This window comes from Micromonospora sp. NBC_00330, from assembly GCF_036136635.1.
Lineage (GTDB): Bacteria > Actinomycetota > Actinomycetes > Mycobacteriales > Micromonosporaceae > Micromonospora > Micromonospora salmantinae.
The window spans coordinates 5,371,924-5,388,962 of sequence record NZ_CP108012.1; the positions used below are offsets into that span (position 1 = coordinate 5,371,924).

Annotated in this window: 14 protein-coding genes and 1 pseudogene; 3 read left to right on the plus strand and 12 right to left on the minus strand. The window is 71.2% G+C overall.

Going from position 1 to position 17,039, the window contains the following annotated elements; genetic code table 11:
* Positions 1-65 precede the first annotated feature (65 nt).
* Positions 66-671, plus strand: a complete 606-nt coding sequence (locus OG598_RS24305; RefSeq protein WP_328651227.1) for a hemerythrin domain-containing protein — start codon at positions 66-68, stop codon at positions 669-671.
* Between the two features lie 70 nt (positions 672-741).
* Here the strand turns inward: OG598_RS24305 and OG598_RS24310 are convergent, their stop codons facing one another.
* The gene (locus OG598_RS24310) at positions 742-912 is read right to left on the minus strand and encodes an antitoxin (RefSeq protein WP_231393380.1); all 171 of its coding nucleotides are present in this window, start codon (positions 910-912) and stop codon (positions 742-744) included.
* Positions 913-1,125: 213 nt separating this feature from the next.
* Between OG598_RS24310 and OG598_RS24315 the strand changes: the two genes are divergently transcribed.
* The gene (locus tag OG598_RS24315) at positions 1,126-2,226 is read left to right on the plus strand and encodes an AI-2E family transporter (protein ID WP_328651228.1); all 1,101 of its coding nucleotides are present in this window, start codon (positions 1,126-1,128) and stop codon (positions 2,224-2,226) included.
* Here OG598_RS24315 and OG598_RS24320 read toward each other — a convergent pair whose 3' ends face one another.
* Positions 2,227-2,877 (minus strand): dienelactone hydrolase family protein, encoded by a 651-nt coding sequence (locus OG598_RS24320; protein WP_328651229.1) that lies wholly within the window; start codon positions 2,875-2,877, stop codon positions 2,227-2,229.
* A 191-nt stretch (positions 2,878-3,068) separates the two neighbouring features.
* Between OG598_RS24320 and OG598_RS24325 the strand changes: the two genes are divergently transcribed.
* Positions 3,069-3,263, plus strand: coding sequence for a hypothetical protein (locus OG598_RS24325; RefSeq protein WP_328651230.1), 195 nt, complete (start codon positions 3,069-3,071; stop codon positions 3,261-3,263).
* A gap of 100 nt (positions 3,264-3,363) precedes the next feature.
* On the opposite strand, the gene OG598_RS24330 is transcribed toward OG598_RS24325, so the two are convergent.
* The 10 genes and pseudogenes from OG598_RS24330 to OG598_RS24375 all read right to left on the minus strand — a co-directional run bounded on the left by OG598_RS24330 (position 3,364) and on the right by OG598_RS24375 (position 16,952).
* Positions 3,364-5,736, minus strand: a complete 2,373-nt coding sequence (locus tag OG598_RS24330) for a glycoside hydrolase family 65 protein (protein ID WP_328651231.1) — start codon at positions 5,734-5,736, stop codon at positions 3,364-3,366.
* A complete protein-coding gene (locus OG598_RS24335) occupies positions 5,733-6,536 on the minus strand; it encodes an HAD family hydrolase (RefSeq protein ID WP_328651232.1) in 804 nt (267 codons plus the stop codon). The genes OG598_RS24330 and OG598_RS24335 overlap by 4 nt, the downstream gene beginning before the upstream one ends.
* Before the next feature lie 59 nt (positions 6,537-6,595).
* Entirely contained in the window at positions 6,596-7,060 is a 465-nt protein-coding gene (locus tag OG598_RS24340; protein ID WP_328651233.1) for a DUF4442 domain-containing protein, read from the minus strand.
* Positions 7,061-7,121: 61 nt separating this feature from the next.
* On the minus strand, positions 7,122-8,132 hold the full coding sequence (locus OG598_RS24345) for a hypothetical protein (RefSeq protein WP_328651234.1): 1,011 nt from the start codon (positions 8,130-8,132) through the stop codon (positions 7,122-7,124).
* 92 nt (positions 8,133-8,224) lie between these two features.
* A complete protein-coding gene (locus OG598_RS24350) occupies positions 8,225-9,523 on the minus strand; it encodes an ABC transporter ATP-binding protein (RefSeq protein ID WP_091397356.1) in 1,299 nt (432 codons plus the stop codon).
* Positions 9,524-9,651: 128 nt separating this feature from the next.
* On the minus strand, positions 9,652-11,862 hold the full coding sequence (locus OG598_RS24355) for a bifunctional glycosyltransferase/CDP-glycerol:glycerophosphate glycerophosphotransferase (protein ID WP_328651235.1): 2,211 nt from the start codon (positions 11,860-11,862) through the stop codon (positions 9,652-9,654).
* Between the two features lie 14 nt (positions 11,863-11,876).
* The gene (locus OG598_RS24360; RefSeq protein ID WP_442931364.1) at positions 11,877-13,937 is read right to left on the minus strand and encodes a DUF5941 domain-containing protein; all 2,061 of its coding nucleotides are present in this window, start codon (positions 13,935-13,937) and stop codon (positions 11,877-11,879) included.
* A pseudogene (locus OG598_RS24365) lies at positions 13,934-14,539 on the minus strand (ABC transporter ATP-binding protein); the annotation flags it as partial. The pseudogene OG598_RS24365 and the gene OG598_RS24360, both read right to left, overlap by 4 nt.
* A gap of 142 nt (positions 14,540-14,681) precedes the next feature.
* Positions 14,682-15,509 (minus strand): ABC transporter permease, encoded by an 828-nt coding sequence (locus tag OG598_RS24370; RefSeq protein WP_328651236.1) that lies wholly within the window; start codon positions 15,507-15,509, stop codon positions 14,682-14,684.
* Positions 15,510-15,581: 72 nt separating this feature from the next.
* Entirely contained in the window at positions 15,582-16,952 is a 1,371-nt protein-coding gene (locus tag OG598_RS24375; RefSeq protein WP_328651237.1) for an L-serine ammonia-lyase, read from the minus strand.
* Positions 16,953-17,039: the final 87 nt, after the last annotated feature.

Genomic DNA, 17,039 nt, shown 5'->3' on the forward strand with positions numbered 1-17,039 from the left:
CAGCCCCGTGGGGGTACCAGAGCCACACACCTCCCACCGATCCGCAACCGGTAAGGGGCCGTGACATGACCAATCCACCGACCACCGACGACCACGACGTCGTCGACATCCTGGTCTCCGATCATCGTGAGATCGAGGCGGTCCTCGTCGAGTTGGCTACCCGGCAGGGCACCCCCGAGCACCGCCGGCGCCTCGCCGACGTGGTGATCGCCGAACTCGTCCGCCACTCGGTGGCCGAGGAGGCGTACGTGTATCCGATCGCCCGAAAGGTGCTGCCCGACGGCAACGAGATCGCCGACCGGGAGATCACGGAGCACGCCGACGCCGAACGGACCATGAAGGAGTTGGAGTCCGCCGACCCGTCCGATCCCCGCTTCGACGAGCTGCTCGACCAACTGACCAGCACCGTCCGACACCACGTGGCGGAGGAGGAGAAGGAGCTTTTTCCCCGGCTGCGCGCGGCGACGGCCCGGGAGGAGCTGGTCGAGATCGCCGCCCGGGTGACGGCGATCAAGGAGATCGGGCCGACCCGGCCACATCCGGGTAGCCCGGAGCACCCACCGGCGAAAAAGCTGCTCGCCCCCGGCATCGGTCTGGTCGACCGGTTGCGCGACGCGTTGAGCGGCCGGCCCACCTCAATGGACGAGCTACGCGACAGGCAACAGCGCTGACCCGCGCACCACCCGAACCCGGCACTCCCGGGTCGCCGACGACTCGGCGGCCCGGGAGGAGCGCGCTGGGTCAGCGGACCTGGTCGCCCTCGCCGGTGCGCGCCTGGGCCTGGTCCACGCCCTTGTCGATCTGATCGCCGTACTTGCCGCCGGTGCGCTTGTCGGCCATGTCGCCGGCCTTCTCCGCACCCTGGTCGACCTGCTTGTCATGCTTGTCCGCGAAGTCCTTGGCCTTGTCCATGAAGTCACCCACGGCGTTCCTCCTCAGTCCGGTCCGTCCCCTTCGCGTTCCCTCGGCTTGACCACGCAAACGCCGCCGCTGCGGACGTGATTCGCGAACACCCACCCACGTCTCTCCGCCCGACGTACGATCCGCGCGGGCAACGGCCAGCGATTCGGGTGTCGGGGCACGACCGACCGGGTACCGACCTCGTCGACATCGAGGAGGACCGACATGGCCGCAGAGGAACCCGGACCGACAGGCGGCCCCGGGCCGCGCCAGACCTGGGCGGCGCTGCCGTGGCTGGTCCGGACCGCAGTGTTGTGGAGCGCCTGCCTGGTGGTGATCGTCGCGGGGCTCTACCTCCTCGGCCGGATCGCCGTCCTGTTGGCGCCGCTGGCCATCGCGCTGGCCGCCACCATCTTCCTCACCGCGCTGCTCGACCCGGTCCTGCTGCTGCTGCGCCGGTTGCGCCTGCCGGCGGCGCTGGCCGCGCTCTGCACCGTACTGCTGCTGCTCGGCATCCTGGTCGGCGTCGGCGCCCTGGTGTGGAACCTGACCGCCAGCCAGTTCGATCAGCTCAGCCAGGAGTTGACGCAGGGGGTCGAACGCAGCCGGGACTTCGTGACGTCCACCCTGCCGGTCAGCGAGGCACAGCTGGACCGGCTGGTCGACCAGGCCCGGGAGGGGCTCAGTGGCAGCTCTCCGGACCCGGTGGCCGGCGCCCGGACCGCCACCGAGGTGCTCGGCTCCGCGCTGCTGGCTCTGGTGCTGCTCTTCTTCCTGCTCAAGGACGGCCGGTCCATGTGGCACTGGGTGCTGTCCCGGGTGTCCGGCCCGAACCAACCAGTGCTGGCCGAGGCCGGCCGCAACGGTTGGCAGACGTTGGGCGCGTACAGCCGGGGCACCATGTTCATCGCGGCGATCGACGCGCTGGGCATCGGGCTGGCTCTCGTGGTGCTGCGGGTGCCACTCGCCCTGCCGCTGGCGTTGATCACCTTCCTCGGCGGGTTCGTGCCGATCATCGGGGCGACGGTGGCCGGCGCGGTGGCGGTGCTGGTGGCGCTGGCCGCGAACGGTCCCACCACCGCGTTGCTCACCCTCGCGGCGGTGATCGCCGTGCAGCAGATCGAGGGCAACCTGCTGGAGCCGCTGGTCATGAAGCGGCAGGTCCGACTGCATCCGGCGGTGATCCTGGTGGCCGTCACCGCGGGCACGCTGATCGCGGGCATCGCCGGCGCCTTCGTCAGCGTCCCGATCACCGCCGTCCTCTGGCGCGTCATCGACACCGTCCAACAGCGCCGCTCGACCTCGGCTCTCCTGCCCTCGGACTGATCACCGACCGAGGTGCGTGGTGAACCAGGTGCCAGCCTGATCGGCGACCTGTTCAAGGGTGCCGGGCTCCTCGAAGAGATGGGTGGCGCCGGGGATCACCCGCAGCTCGCCGACCTCCCCCAACTCGGCCAGCGCCCGCTCGTTGAGCGTGATCACCTCTTCGTCGAGCCCGCCGACCAGGAGCAACGTCGGGGTACGCACCTGGGCCAGCGCGTTCCCGGCCAGGTCCGGCCGACCACCCCGGCTGACCACTGCGCCAACCCGATCGGCGCGGGACGACGCCGCGACCAGGGCAGCGGCAGCACCCGTGCTGGCCCCGAACAGACCGATCGGCACATCGCCGGCGGGACGCTCGACGGCCAGCCAGTCGACGATCCCGGCCAGTCGGCTGGCCAGCAGCCCGATGTCGAAGCGCAGTTCGGCTGTTCGCGCGTCCACCTCGTCCTCGGCCGGGGTGAGCAGGTCCGCCAGCACCGTGCCGAGCCCACTGTCGTTCAGCGTCCGGGCCACCGCCACGTTGCGCGGGCTGTGCCGGGAACTGCCGCTGCCGTGCGCGAACAGCACCACGCCGACCGGCTGGGCGGGCAGCGTCAGGTCGGCGGGGAGTTGGGCGTCCCCGATCGGAATGGTCACGCTGCGCTGCTCGTCCATGCCCCACCTCCGCGTGCTCGCCGGTGGTCCGGGTACCCCGCCCGCCGCCGGGCACGCACGCCGCGACGGCGTCACCCCGGGCCGTGGGCCCCGCCGCCGGGCCGCGTTTGCCCGCTGGGGCGCCGGGTACGCGACGAGCGACCGCAGACCGTGTCGGCGCAGCCGCGCCCCGACGGATCGCGAGGATCGCCATGGCCAAGCAGCAGATCTCCCGGCAGCAGCAGCTGACCGAGCGGACGCAGCGTGAACAGGACGCCGCGCGCAACCAGGACGTCGGGGACCCGGACTTCGGGGACCAGGCCGCTTCGGCCCGGCTGCCCGACGACCCGAAGGCGGCGGCGCCCCGGGACGCGATCGGACGTCCGTCGACCGGCGAGCCGGTCTGAGCAACTCTCGACGGGCGAGCCGGTCTGAGCAACCTGGGCCGGCGAGCCGGTGTGACCCACAGCGTGGGCGGGCGGGGCGGGGAAACTCCCGCCCCGCCCGTCACTGTTCGCGTTCGGGCAACCGCAGCAGCGGAGACCGGCCCGGTGGCTGCTCGGGCGGCGGGCCGGACGGCTCGGCCGGCGGCACCGGCACCGTCACCGGCTCGTCGCAGGTCACCCGCAGCCTCTGCTCGTGGTGGCGCAGCTCCACCACGTCGTCCGGGCCGCCATGGCGCAGCGAGTACGTCGTCTGGTGCGGCCGGACATCCACCCGCAGCGCCAACCCCCGCCACTGGAGTGAGAACTCCAACCGGCTGAGTCGGCTGGAGAGCCGGGGGGCGAAGGACAGCTCGCCGTCGTGGTCCCGTAGACCGCCGAACCCGCTGACCAGGGCGAGCCACGCGCCGGCCAACGACGCCATGTGGACGCCGTCGCGGGTGTTCTCGTTGAGGTCGTGCAGGTCCATCAGCGCGGCCTCACGCAGGTAGGTGTGCGCGAGTTCGGGGTGGCCCACCTCGGCGGCGAGCACGGACTGGGTGCACGCCGACAACGACGAGTCTCGTACGGTGCGGCGCTCGTAGTAGAGGAAGTTGCGCACCTTCTCCTCGGGGGTGAAGGCGTCCCCCCGCCAGTGCATGGCGAGGACCAGGTCGGCCTGCTTCACCACCTGCTTGCGGTACAGCTCGAAGTACGGGTAGTGCAGCAGCAACGGGTACTTCTCCGCCGGTGTGTGCGTGAAGTCCCATTCCTGGAGTCGGGTGAACCCCTCCACCTGCTGGTGGACCTCGAGCTCCTCGTCGTACGGGATGTGCATGGAGGTGGCGGCGTCCCGCCAGCTCGCGGCCTCCTCGTCGGTGACGCCGAGGTGGAACGCCTCGTCCCGGTAGCGCATGACCACGTCGGCGGCGGCGAGCAGGTTCCGCTGCGCCATCAGGTTGGTGTAGACGTTGTCGTTCTTCACGGCGGTGTACTCGTCCGGGCCGGTGACACCGTCGATGTGGAACTGCCCGTGCCGGTCGTGGTGACCGATGGAGCGCCACAGCCGGGCGGTCTCCACCAACAGCTCCAGCCCGATCTCCCGTTCCAACTGGGTGTCCCCGGTGACCATCACGTAGCGGCGCACGGCGTCGGCGATGTCGGCGGCGATGTGGAAGGCGGCCGTCCCGGCCGGCCAGTACCCGGATGATTCCGGGCCGCCGATGGTGCGCCAGGGGAAGGCTGCGCCCCGGAGGTTCAGCGTCTCGGCGCGTTCCCGCGCCGAGTCCAGCGTGCTGTGTCGCCACTGCAACGCGCTGCGCACCGCGCTCGGCTGGGTGTACGTGAGCACCGGCAGGACGAACATCTCGGTGTCCCAGAAGGCGTGACCGTCGTAGCCGGGGCCGGTCAGTCCCTTCGCCGAGATCGGCCGTTGCTCGGCCCGGGCACCGGCCTGCAACACGTGGAAGAGCCCGAACCGGACCGCCTGCTGGACCTCCGGGTCGCCCTCGACCAGCACGTCGGAGGCGTCCCAGAACGCGTCGAGGTAGTTGCGCTGCTCCCGGTGCAACCCGTCCCATCCGTCGAGCCGGGCACCGGCCAGTGCCGCGCCGACCTGGTCGCGCAGCGCCGGCAGGGACCGGCGACTCGACCAGCTGTACGTCAGATACTTGATCACCCGCAGCTTCTCGCCGGGCTGGAGCACGCAGGCGATGGTGGTACGCACCCAGTCCTGGTAGCCCTCGGACTCGATGGTGGTGTGGTCCGGGCCGTGCACCTCGTGCTCCATGGCTGCGGCGACGCGCAGCCCGGAGACCTTGGTGCGGTGGATCAGCTGGCCGCCGTCGGGGGTGGTCAGCTCCTCCTCGGCCTGCAGCGGCGACTCCAGCACCGCCGCGACCCGGGGGTCCTTGCTCTGGGCGGGCAGCGACTCGTTCGCCACCAACTCGGACTGCACGATCAGCCGCAGCGGGCCGTCGACGGCCTCCACCTCGTAGCTGATGGCGGCCACGGACCGCTGGGTGAACGAGACGAGACGGGTGCTGCGGACCTTGACCTCGCGGCCGGCGGGCGAGCGCCAGTGCAGCTCCCGGTGCAGCGTGCCGGCCCGCAGGTCGAGGATCCGCTCGTGGGCGATCAGCTCGCCGTAGCGCACGTCGAGCGGTTCGTCGTCGACCAGCAGCCGGATCAGTTTGCCGTTTGTGACGTTGACGATGGTCTGCCCGGACTCGGGGAAGCCGTAGCCCGCCTCCGCGTACGGCAGCGGGCGCAGTTCGTAGAACGAGTTGAGGTAGGTGCCGGGCAGGCCGTGCGGTTCGCCCTCGTCGAGGTTGCCCCGCAGGCCGACGTGCCCGTTGGAGAGCGCGAAGACCGACTCCGACTGGGCCAGCACGTCCATGTCCAGTCGGGTCTCCCGGACGTGCCACGGCTCCACCGGATAGGCGCGCTCCCGAATCATCCGGAGCCTCGTTCGGTGGCGAGCGGGTCGGTCGCGGTGCGGTTCGGCGCCGGTGGGTCCGCGCGGTCGAGAAGGTCGGCGAGGTCCGTCACCACGATGTCGGCGCCGTGGGCGAGCAACTCGTCGGCCTGCCCGACCCGGTCGACGCCGACCACGTAGCCGAAGCCACCGGCGCGGCCGGCGGCCACCCCGGAGAGCGCGTCCTCGAAGACGGCGGCCTGCGTCGGGTCGACGCCGAGCACCCTGGCCCCGGCGAGGAAGGTGTCGGGGTGTGGTTTGCCGCGCAGCCCCTGCGCACGGGCGACCAGCCCGTCCACCCGGGCCTCCAGCAGCGGCTCGAACCCGGCGGCGGCGACCACCTCACCCCCGTTCGCGCTGGCGGTGACCACGGCTCGGCGGAGCCCCGCGGCGGTCGCCGCCTTCAGATACCGCACCGAGCCCGGGTAGACCTCCACGCCGGCGGTGCGCAGACGGTGCAGCAGCAGGACGTTCTTGCGGTTGCCCAGGCCGTTGACGGTCTCCGCCTCCGGCGGGTCGTCCGGGCTGCCCTCGGGCAGCACTATCCCGCGGGAGGCGAGGAACGTCCGGACGCCGTCGGCCCGGGGCCGACCGTCGACATAGCGGTTGTAGTCCGGGCCCGGATCGAACGGTTGGAACGGTTCGCCGGAGACCGTGGCGCGCTGGCGGAGAAACTCGTCGAACGTCTGCGTCCAGGCGGCGTTGTGTACGCGGGCGGTCTGCGTCAGCACACCGTCCAGATCGAAGAGACAGGCGGTCACGTGAGCAGGTAGGCCCAGCACGGTACGAATCTATCCACCCTGCTGGGCCCGCAAACCCGTTTCGGCCGCCCTGAGGCGTTTCAGTTCGGTCGCAGCGTCCAGATCACTGTCATCTCCGCTGTCGGCTTACCGACCTCGGTGGCGATCTGGACCGTGACGGGGAATTCCGGGCGCCGGCCGGCGGCCAGTTCCTCGGTCACCTCGGCCGCCGGCCGGCCGAGTCGCGCGGTGGCCAGCACCGGACCCATTGCGAGTTTCCGGTAGGCGATCTCGGCCCGGACCGCCAACGGCACGGCCCGGTCGAGTAGCTGCCCGAAGGCGGCCAGCACGACCGCGCCGGAGGCCGTCTCGCCGAGGGTGAACATGGCGCCGGCGTGCGGGCCCCCGATGTGGTTGTGGGTGGCCGGCGAGTCGGGCAGCCGGACGACTGCCCGCACGCCGCCCTCCGCCTCGGGCGCCACCTCGACGAACTCGATACCGAGCGTACGAGCGAACGGCACCGCTTCCAGCATGCCGGCCGCCACCTGGCGGGAGTCGATAGTCATGGCCTGACGTTACTAACCAGTAACCAGGCCGGCAACCAGCGAATTCGCCGCCGGGGCACGGTCAGAGGTTGCCGATGATGCGCAGGATCTCCGCATAGAAGTTGCCGTCGATGCTGCGGAAGAAGGAGAAATCCTGCCCCGGGTCGCCGAAGAACGGTCGCAGCGTCCACGCGAGCTGGGTGCCGACAAAACCGAAGAGCAGGATCCAGATGTAGAGCAGGGTCATGCTGGCCGGTCGCTGCGTCGGCTCCCCGCGTCGGGCCGTACGACCGTCCCACGGGCGTTGCGCCACGTAGCCGGGCGGCAGCATGCCGGGCGGGAACGAGGTACCGGCCGGCTGCCCGGCCCACTGCGTCGGCACCTGGGCCGGAGCCGTCGCGGTCGTCACGGCACCGTTCGCGGTCGACTCGGCCACGGCGGCCCCGGCCGGCACGGCGACCGGCTCGGCGCTCTGGCCGGCGACCGGCGCGGCAGCCGGCGACGGCCCGGCAGGCACCGCGGCCGGCACGGCCTGGACCGACGCCGGGGCGCTGGCCCGCTCGTCGACGGTGACCTTGGCGGCCTCGGGCGCGAGCAGGCCGTTGTCGTTGAGCACCTGCATCCCGCTGGTCAAAAAGCGCAACCCGACCAGCGCCGACAGGGTCAGGATCGACACGTTGAGCAGCTTGAAGAACCCGTAGTCGTTGGCAGTGATCAGGAAGAAGAGGCTGATCGGCGCGAACGCCACAGCGAGCATCGAGGTGACGGTGATCGCCACCATCACCAGCGCCAACGACTGCCGCACCGAGAGCCGGGCGCCGAAGACCAGGTTGAACAGGTAGAGCGTGGGCAGGCAGATGACCAGGGTGACCAGGAACAGCAGGGGCAGCTTCAGCGCCGAGGTCAGCGCCATCAGCGGGCTGTGGAAGAAGCCCAGCACCGCCCCGTAGCAGGCCAACGCGATGGCGGAGCTGGTCAGCATCCGCCCGGTCAGGGCGTTGAGGTCACGCTCGGCCACGATCTGCTGCCAGATGCTCTCGCGATCCCGCAGGATGCGCTCGATGACGAGCGGGCTGGGACGGTCACCCGACACGGGTGCACCCCTCTCGGTGGTCTTTCACAGTGGACTGGTGGGCAGACGGTAGGGCACCGGGTGGCGGGCCCGCCACCCCGTCCGGGCACTCGTCAGCGCCAACCCACGTCGATCCGGTCGCCGCGCTCGTCGAAGAAGTGCAGCGCGTCCATCCGTACCGAGACGGCGAGCGGGTGACCGGCGCTGACCGCCGGGTACGGCGCCAACCGCACCGCCAGCTCCGCCGGGCGGCGGTGGTGCCGGCCCGGATCGGGGAGCACGCTGGTCTGGACGCCACTGGCCGGGGCCTCCTGCGCCTCCACCGGCTTGCCCGTGAGCCGCTGCATCACCGAGCCGAAGCGGCGCAGGCCGCGCTGGCCGACCGGCGGCGGTTCGAGCGGGGCACCCATCTCGTCGACCACGATCGCTGTCGCGCCGATGTCGAGGAACGCCAACGACTCGTGTCCGTGGTGCTCCAGGTAACGGATCCGCCCACGCAGCACGTCGCCGGGGCTGTCCGGCGCGACCGGGGTGAGCGCCTCGGCCCGCATGCCGACCACGATCCGCTCACCGTGGTAGTGCGCCACCGCCCGACTGCGGATGTCGTTCCAGGGCAGGTAGAGCGACTGGTCACCGAGGTTGAGCGTCACGTACCGGTCGAGATGGACGTAGACCGACGCCTCCAGCAGGTTCATCCGTGGGCTGCCCAGGAACGCCGCCACGTAGAGCGTCGCCGGCCGGCCGTACACCTGGGTCGGCGTGCCCACGTCCTGAAGCACGCCGCGGCGCATGATGGCCACCCGGTCGGCCATGGTGAGCGCCTCGGCCTGGTCGTGCGTGACGTAGACGGTGGTGACGCCCAGCTCGCGGGTCAGGCCGGAGATCTCCGCGCGCAACTCGGCCCGCAGGCCGCTGTCCAGGTTGGACAACGGCTCGTCCATCAGGAACAGGCCGGGCCGGCGGACGATCGCGCGCCCCATCGCCACCCGCTGCCGCTGCCCGCCGGAGAGCTGACCCGGCTTGCGGGCCAGCACGTCACCGATGCCCAGCGCACTCGCCACGTCGCTGACCCGCTCGCCCCGCGGCTCGGGTTCGACCCCGGCCAGCCGCAGCGGAAACGCGATGTTGTCCCCGACGGTCATGTGCGGGTAGAGGGCGAAGTCCTGGAAGACCATGGCGATCCTGCGGTCCCGTGGGGGCAGGTCGTTCGCCACCTCCCCGTCGAGCATGACCGCGCCGGTGGTCGGCTCCTCCAACCCGGCGATCATCCGCAGCACCGTCGACTTGCCGCACCCGGACGGCCCAAGCAGCACCATGAACTCGCCGTCGTTCACATCGAGGTTGATGCTGTCGACGGCCAGCGTGCCGTCCCGGAAAACCTTGGTCACATCCTTGAGCGTGACGGTGCTCACCGTCTTCCCCCCAGCGCGCGTCGTCGGCCGAACCCCACAAGACTGTGACCAGGATCATGGGTTTGTGACATCGGGTAAACGTCTCATGTTCGATCGATGACACTGCTATTACACGACAGAAGCCGCGATCAGCAGCGCGTGGACCGCTCGCCCGGCTCCCCGAGGAACACCCGCCGCACCACCCGCTCCGCCGCCCGCCCGTCGTCCAACGTGCAGAACCGGGCCCGGAAATGCTCGCGGGCCTTGGTCGCCGCGTCCGAGCGCACCCCGTCGGTACGGAACAGGTCGAGCAGATCGGCGAAAGTGGAGGCTACCGCGCCCGGCGGTTCGGCGGTGACGTCGAAGTAGACCCCCCGGGCCAGCCGGTACGCCTCCCAGTCCGGGGTGTAGAGCGCGATCGGCCGGTCCAACACCGCATAGTCGAACATGGCCGACGAGTAGTCGGTGACCAGCACATCCGCCACCAGGTAGAGATCCTCCACCCGTTGATGGCCGCTGACGTCACGAACCCGATCCCAGTCCCTGGGCTGTCCGGGGCGTCGATCACGGTCGTGGAAGTAGTGGCTGCGCATCAGCAGCCGGCCCGAATCACCCAGCGCCTCGACGAACCGGTCCGGGTCGAACGGCGGCCGGTAGCCGGGCAGGTGCTCGCGGTGCGTCGGGGCGTACAGGACGACAGGCTCGTCGGGGTCGAGGCCGAACTGCGCGCGGAGTCGACGCACCTCGTCCGGGCTGGCCGTGACCAGGCGGTCGTTGCGCGGATACCCCACCTCCAGTGTGGTGTACGTGGCCGGGTACGCCCGGTCCCACATCTGGGTGGAGAAGCTGTTGGCGCTGACGCTGTAGTCCCAGCGGTCCACCCGGCGCAGCAGCCCGGCGAAGTCCATCCGGCCCGCGCCGATCGGGTAGCGCTGCTGGTCCAGCCCCATCACCTTGACCGGCGTGCCGTGGTGGGTCTGCACGTGCACCTGTTCCGGTCGCTTGCGGACGAAGTCCGGAAAGTTGACGTTGTTGACCAGCCACCGCGCGCGGGCGAGCACCCGGTAGTACGCCGGCGTGCCCGCCACCACGTACTCCACCCCGGCCGGCACTGTCTCCACCCGGTCCCGGCGCACCACCCACACCCCGCGCACCCCCGGCGCCAACCGGCGGGCGACCTCGTAGATGGCCGCCGGGTTGCAGGAGTAACCCCGGTACCAGTACGCCGCGTACACCGCGAGCGTCGGGTCGACCGGCCGCCGCAACTCGGCCCGGTAGTACTCGCGCAGCAGCCCGTCCCTGGTCAGCCGGGCACCGCGCCGGGCGACCGGGCCGACGGTGCGCCGCGCGGTGCGGGCCCGCCGGCGGGCGGCGTCGCGGGCCCGGCTGGCGGCCCGCAACGCGCTGAAGGTGCGCCACCGGCCGGAGGCCACCAGCTTGTGCTTGATCCCCTCCACCCCGTCCGGCACCGGATAGCCGCCGGCCGGCAGCCAGCGCTCGTAGTCGGCGGTGATCTGCGCGAAGAACGCCTCCCGCAGCTCCGGCGCGATCCGCTGACCGTTGCCGAGCACCGTCAGGTAGTGCCAGATCATCCGTTCGAAGACCGCCGGCCGCAGGGCCTCCGTCGCCGACCCCCACGAATCCATCAGGTGGAAGACCCGGTGCCACTGCGGGAAGACCTCGAAGTGCCGGTCACCCCGGGTCCGGGTGATCGCGCCGGCACGGCGTTGGCGGTAGTTGACGCAGACCCGGTCCAGTACGCCGATCCGGTGCGCGGCCATCAGCACCGGGTAGCTGAACGAGACGTCCTCGTACCAGCCGGGCGCGAAGCGCAGCCCCAGATCGGTGAGGAACTCCCGACGGACCAGCCGGTTCCACGCGGTGTGCAGCAGGTGCATCGCCTGCGGCCGGTCCCGTAGGCGGAAGGTGTCCGGGCCCGGCGACTCGGGGAACACCTCGGCCATCGCGCTGCGGGTGGCGGTGTCGTTCCAGTGGGTGCGGACGTGGTCGACCAGCAGGACGTCCGGGCGGGTGACCCGCAACCGTTCGGCGACCTCGGTCAGGCACTCCGGAGCCAGCCAGTCGTCGCCGTCGAGGAACCACACGTACTCGCCGACGGCCCGGTCCAGCCCGATGTTCCGGGCCGGACCGAGGCCGACGTTCTCCGACAGCCGGACCGAGTGGACCCGCTGGTCGCGGGCCGCGTACTCGTCGATGATGTCGCCGCTGGCGTCCGGCGAGCAGTCGTCGACGGCGATCACCTCGATGTCGGTCTCCGGCTGACCGAGGATGGAGTCCAGGCACTCCCGCAGGTATCCCTGCACCCGGAAGGCCGGCACCACGAAGCTGATCAGAGTCATCCGGCCGCCCTCCGTCAGCGCGGCGCGGCACCTCCAGCGCCCGCCGGCGCCACCGACGCCCGCGCGCTACGGGCCGGTCGCACGAACCAGGCCAGGACGACGCTCACCACGAAAACCACGAGAAGGTACGCACCGAGTGTAGCCAGTCCGATACCCGCAATACCGGCGATCGCCGCGAGGGCCAGCAGCACCGAGCGCCCCTCCCAGCCCAGCGTCGCCGCGTGCAGGGGCGGTGCCGCCTGTCGCTTCTCCAGCCGGGCGGTCAGGTCGTAGTGGTGCACGGTGAGCACGAAGACGTACCCGAAGATCAGCCAGCCGGGCGCCTCGCCGACCACCCCGACCGCGATGGCGAACAGGTACTCGGCAGCCCGCAACGCGGCGGGCACCAGCCAGTCCAGCGGACCGTTGTGCGCCGCCCCGGCGCCCAGGCCGCCGACCAGCAGCACCAGCAGCGCCACCGGCACCGCCCAGCGCAGCCCTTCGGGCGCGTCGCTCAGCAGCGCCCCGACCAGCAGCACCGCCGGGCCGAGCGCGGCGATCACCGCCAGGGTCAGCGGCCCCATCGGGCGGACCACAGGCAACCAGCGGGCCAGCGGCCCGTCGTCGCGGTGCAGGGTGGCGTCGACGGTGTCCAGCACCGGCACCCACATCCAGCGGGCCCGCAGCGTCCGCAGCGCCCCGGTGTACGCGAACGCCAGCACCCCCCAGACCAGCACGGCGATCAGGCTGACCAGCGGGTTGAACAGCGCCACTGTCAGCGCGATCAGCGCCCACCGCTCACCGATCGGGAAGACCACCGTCCGCTTCAGCCAGTACGACACCGAGCCGGTGTCCGCCTGCACCCTTGTCGACGCCGCGTTGAGCCGGTCACCGATCCCGCCGCTGGCGTTCGTCGCCGTCCGCGGCCGACGGGCCGCCTCGTCGTGCAGCACCCCGTACCAGGTGTCCGTCATGTGCCGGACGGTCTGCAACGTCATCGCGGCGATCGCGAGCGCCCACCCGTTGCCCAGCCCGGCGTGGCTCACCCCGAAGCCCAGCCCGGCGTAGACCAGGTACTCCTTGGCCCGGTCCGCCATCGTGTCCAGCCAGCCACCCCAGGCGCTGAAGTGCCGGGTGTAGCGGGCCAGTTGGCCGTCCACGCAGTCCAGCACGAAGCCCAGGTAGAGCAGCACCGCGCCACCGACCAGCGCGGGCCGCCCACCGACCCCGAACAGCACCGCCGCGCCCAACGCGAAGAGCACCGAGATCACCGTCACCCCGGTCGGGGTGAGCCGAAGCCGGGCCGAGAGCCGGACCACGTACGGCGACCAGGTGCTGACGAAGTAGGTGGAGAAGAAGTCGTCCTTCTCCTTCACCGACAGCCGCAGCTCGGCCCGGTCCTCGTCGACAGCTGTCACCGCCGCCTCGGCAGCGGTCAGCCCGGCCTGGTCCTCGACCCGGTGGGCGACGAGCAGGCGTACCCGCTGGGCGAAGATCAGGGTGCCGAGCCCCGCGAGGCCGGCGAAGAGCCGGTCGACGGCGGACCCGGGGCCACCGGCCGCTACCGACCCCCCGGACCCGGCCCCGCCGTTCGCCGGCAGCGGCGCCACGTCGCCGGCCGGGCCGATCGGGGCGGCGACGGGGAGCATCCCGGACGCGGCGGCCCGGGCGGCGGCCGCGAGGGTCGGCAGGTCGTCCACGCCGACCCGCAGCGCCCCGCCGAACACGCCGGTGGCGGCCCCGTCGAGGGCGTCCAACGCGCCGGCGTCGACCACCTGGCCGCGCTCCTCGCGCACTGCGGTCCGACCGGGCACCGGCGGGTCGCCGAGGACCAGCGCCACTGTGGGGCCCACCGGGCTGGTGGCCAGGTGCCGCAGTACGGCGGTGTGCGCGACCAGGTCCGTGCCGGTGATCAGCACCGGGGCGGTCGCGGTGGTGACCAGGTCGGACAGCTCGTCGAGGTGGGCGGCGAAGCGCACCTCGTCCGCCCCGGCCAGGCGCAACTGGGCGGCCAACCGGTCGGCCAGCGGCTCACCGGTCGCAGTGGTCAGGCCCGCCGCGGGCGTCCCGGCGGCGAGCACGATCGCGAGCGTCACCGCGGGACCGCGGCGTGGTACGCGTCGAGCGCCTCGGCGATGGTGCCGTCGAGCGTCAACCGGCCCGCGTCGAGGTACAACCCCCGACGGCAGAACCGGGTCAGGTCCTTTTCGTTGTGTGACACCAGCACCAGCGTGCGCCCCTCCCCGAGCAGACGATCAATAGTCGCGTAACACTTCTTGCGGAACTCCGCGTCCCCGACCGCTGTCACCTCGTCCATCAGCAGGATCGGGTGCGGCAGGTGCGAGATGATCGCGAAGCCCAGCCGCACCTTCATCCCCGACGAGTAGTGCCGCACCGACGTGTCGATGGCCCGTTCCACCTGCTCACCGGCGAACTCGACGATCTCGTCGAAGTGCCGCTTCAGGTAGCCCGTCGACAGTCCGTGCAGCCCACCGACCAGGTGCAGGTTCTCCCGCCCGGTCAGGTCGTTGGAGAAACCGGCGGACAACTCCAGCAACGGCGCCACCGCGCCGTGCACCCGGATGCCGCCCTCATCGGGGATGAGCACCCCGGCGATCAGCCGCAGCAGTGTGCTCTTGCCGGTGCCGTTGCGCCCGATCACCCCGACGGTCTCGCCGGGCTCGATGGTGAACGACACGTCCCGCAACGGCCAGAACTGGCCGGGTAACGCGCCACGGGCGCCCCGGTGGATGAACAACTCCCGCAGCCGTAGCTGGCGGCGACGGTTGCGGACGAACCGAATGCCCAGGCCGTCGGCCTCGATGATCGGCGCGGCCACCTCAGAGCTCCTTGAGCACGGCGGGCTCCAACCGGCGGAACGACCACCAACCGGCGGCCAGCACCAGCACACTGCCGACGACCGTGGTGGCGAGCAGCCGGGCGTCCGGGAACTCGTCCGGATACCAGATCGCGTGGTGCAGCTGGAAGATCCCGACCAGCGGGTTCAGCTCGTACACCACCTTCAACCAGCCGGGCAGCCCGGACTCCCGGACCAGGCTGAGCGGATAGATGATCGGCGTGGCGTAGAAGAGCACCCGGATGATCAGCCGCATCAGCCGCTCCACGTCGCGCATCAGCACGTTCCACGCGGACAGCAGCAGGGCGAGCCCGGTCAACAGGACGGCCTGGACGGCCACCGCCAGCGGCAGGGAGAGCAGCGACCAACCGGGGTGGATCCGACCGTGCACCGCGTAGATCACCGCGATGGCGATCAGGATCGGCAGGCCGGCCGCGTACTCGGCGAACCGGCCGGTGACCCGGCCGATCGGAAAGACCTGACGCGGCACGTTCATCGTGGTGATCAGCCGGGACTGGCCGGTCAGCGCGTTCGTCGCCTCGCTCAGCGCCGAACTGGTCCACATCCAGGCGAAGATGCCGGTGATCAGGAACAACGGGTACGACCCGGCCGCCTCACCGAGGTGCCGACCGGTGTCGCGAGAGTAGAGCACCCCGAAGACGAACCAGTAGATGGCGCCCATGCCGAGCGGCTCGATCAACGACCAGAAGTAACCCAGCACCGACTGCTGGTACTTGACCGCGAGATCCCGCCTGACCAGGATGCGCAGCGAGTTGCGGTGCGACCACAACGCCGCGACGCCAGAGGTCACCGCGAGCCTCCCGCCTCCTGAAACGGACGACAGGTTAGCAGTCGGTGAACGATTGCCCCGAATCGACCGGACTCAGCACTCGATCACGTTGACGGCCAAACCGCCACGCGCCGTCTCCTTGTACTTGACCTTCATGTCGGCGCCCGTCTCCCGCATGGTCTTGATGACCTTGTCCAGCGACACCTTGTGCACCCCGTCGCCGCGCAGCGCCAGCCGGGCGGCCGTGATCGCCTTGATGCTAGCCACCGCGTTCCGCTCGATGCAGGGGATCTGCACCAGGCCACCCACCGGGTCACAGGTCAACCCGAGGTTGTGCTCCATCCCGATCTCGGCCGCGTTCTCCACCTGCTCCGGGGTGCCACCGAGCGCCTCGGCCAGCCCCGCCGCCGCCATCGAGCACGCCGAACCGACCTCACCCTGGCAGCCCACCTCGGCGCCCGAGATCGACGCGTTCTCCTTGAACAGCACACCGATCGCCCCCGCCGTCAGCAGGAACCGCACCACACCCTCGTCGTCGGCGTCCGGCACGAACCGGGTGTAGTAGTGCAGCACCGCCGGAATGATCCCGGCCGCGCCGTTGGTCGGCGCGGTGACCACCCGGCCGCCCGCGGCGTTCTCCTCGTTGACAGCGAGCGCGAACAGCGTCACCCAGTCCATCACGTGCAACGGGTCGGCCGACCCGGCCTCCGCCTCCAGGCCGCGCCGTAGCTCCGCCGCGCGCCGCCGAACCTTCAACCCCCCGGGGAGTACACCGTCGCGCTCGCAGCCGCGCTGCACGCACTCCTGCATCACCCGCCAAATCTCCAGCAGACCCGCCCGGATGTCCGCCTCACTGCGCCAGGAACGCTCGTTGGCCAGCATCACCTCGCTGATCGACAGCCCGGTGCGGGTGGTGACGTCGAGCAGTTGCGCCCCGGTCAGGAAGGGGTACCGCACCACAGTGCTGTCCGGCTTGATCCGGTCCGCCCCGGCCGCCGCCTCGTCCACCACGAACCCGCCGCCGACGGAGTAGTAGGTGCGGCTGCGCAACACGGCACCGGCCCCGTCGTACGCCACGAAGGTCATTCCGTTCGGGTGGTACGGCAACGACCGGCGGCGGTGCAGCGTCAGGTCCCGATCCGGGTCGAAGTCGATCTCGTGCGCGTCGAGGATGTTGAGCCGCCGTTCGGCCCGGATCCGCTCGACCCGAGGACCGACGGTGTCCGTGTCGACGGTCTCCGGTGACTCGCCGGCCAACCCGAGCAACACCGCCGGACCGCTGCCGTGGCCGTGCCCGGTGGCGCCCAGCGAGCCGAACAGCTCGGCCTGCACCCGCGCCGTGTCGCTGAGCAGCCCGTCGGCCTTCAGCCCGCCGACGAACGTCCGCGCGGCCCGCATCGGCCCCACAGTGTGTGAGCTGGACGGCCCGATACCGACGCTGAAGAGGTCGAAAACACTGATCATGGCTGCGCTTCCTCGCCGTCGTCCCGGCGTACGGGACCCGGCCGGGTCGTGACCGCCGGTCTGACGGCCCCGAGGTGACCGTCCGGG

What these genes read in the sequence shown, in the direction of transcription:
- OG598_RS24320 (WP_328651229.1), bottom strand. Translation starts at nt 2,877, where the DNA reads ATGGACGAGCAGCGCAGCGTGACCATTCCGATCGGGGACGCCCAACTC.
- OG598_RS24315 (WP_328651228.1), top strand. Translation starts at nt 1,126, where the DNA reads ATGGCCGCAGAGGAACCCGGACCGACAGGCGGCCCCGGGCCGCGCCAG.
- OG598_RS24325 (WP_328651230.1), top strand. Translation starts at nt 3,069, where the DNA reads ATGGCCAAGCAGCAGATCTCCCGGCAGCAGCAGCTGACCGAGCGGACG.
- OG598_RS24375 (WP_328651237.1), bottom strand. Translation starts at nt 16,952, where the DNA reads ATGATCAGTGTTTTCGACCTCTTCAGCGTCGGTATCGGGCCGTCCAGC.
- OG598_RS24310 (WP_231393380.1), bottom strand. Translation starts at nt 912, where the DNA reads ATGGACAAGGCCAAGGACTTCGCGGACAAGCATGACAAGCAGGTCGAC.
- OG598_RS24305 (WP_328651227.1), top strand. Translation starts at nt 66, where the DNA reads ATGACCAATCCACCGACCACCGACGACCACGACGTCGTCGACATCCTG.
- OG598_RS24340 (WP_328651233.1), bottom strand. Translation starts at nt 7,060, where the DNA reads ATGACTATCGACTCCCGCCAGGTGGCGGCCGGCATGCTGGAAGCGGTG.
- OG598_RS24355 (WP_328651235.1), bottom strand. Translation starts at nt 11,862, where the DNA reads ATGACTCTGATCAGCTTCGTGGTGCCGGCCTTCCGGGTGCAGGGATAC.
- OG598_RS24330 (WP_328651231.1), bottom strand. Translation starts at nt 5,736, where the DNA reads ATGATTCGGGAGCGCGCCTATCCGGTGGAGCCGTGGCACGTCCGGGAG.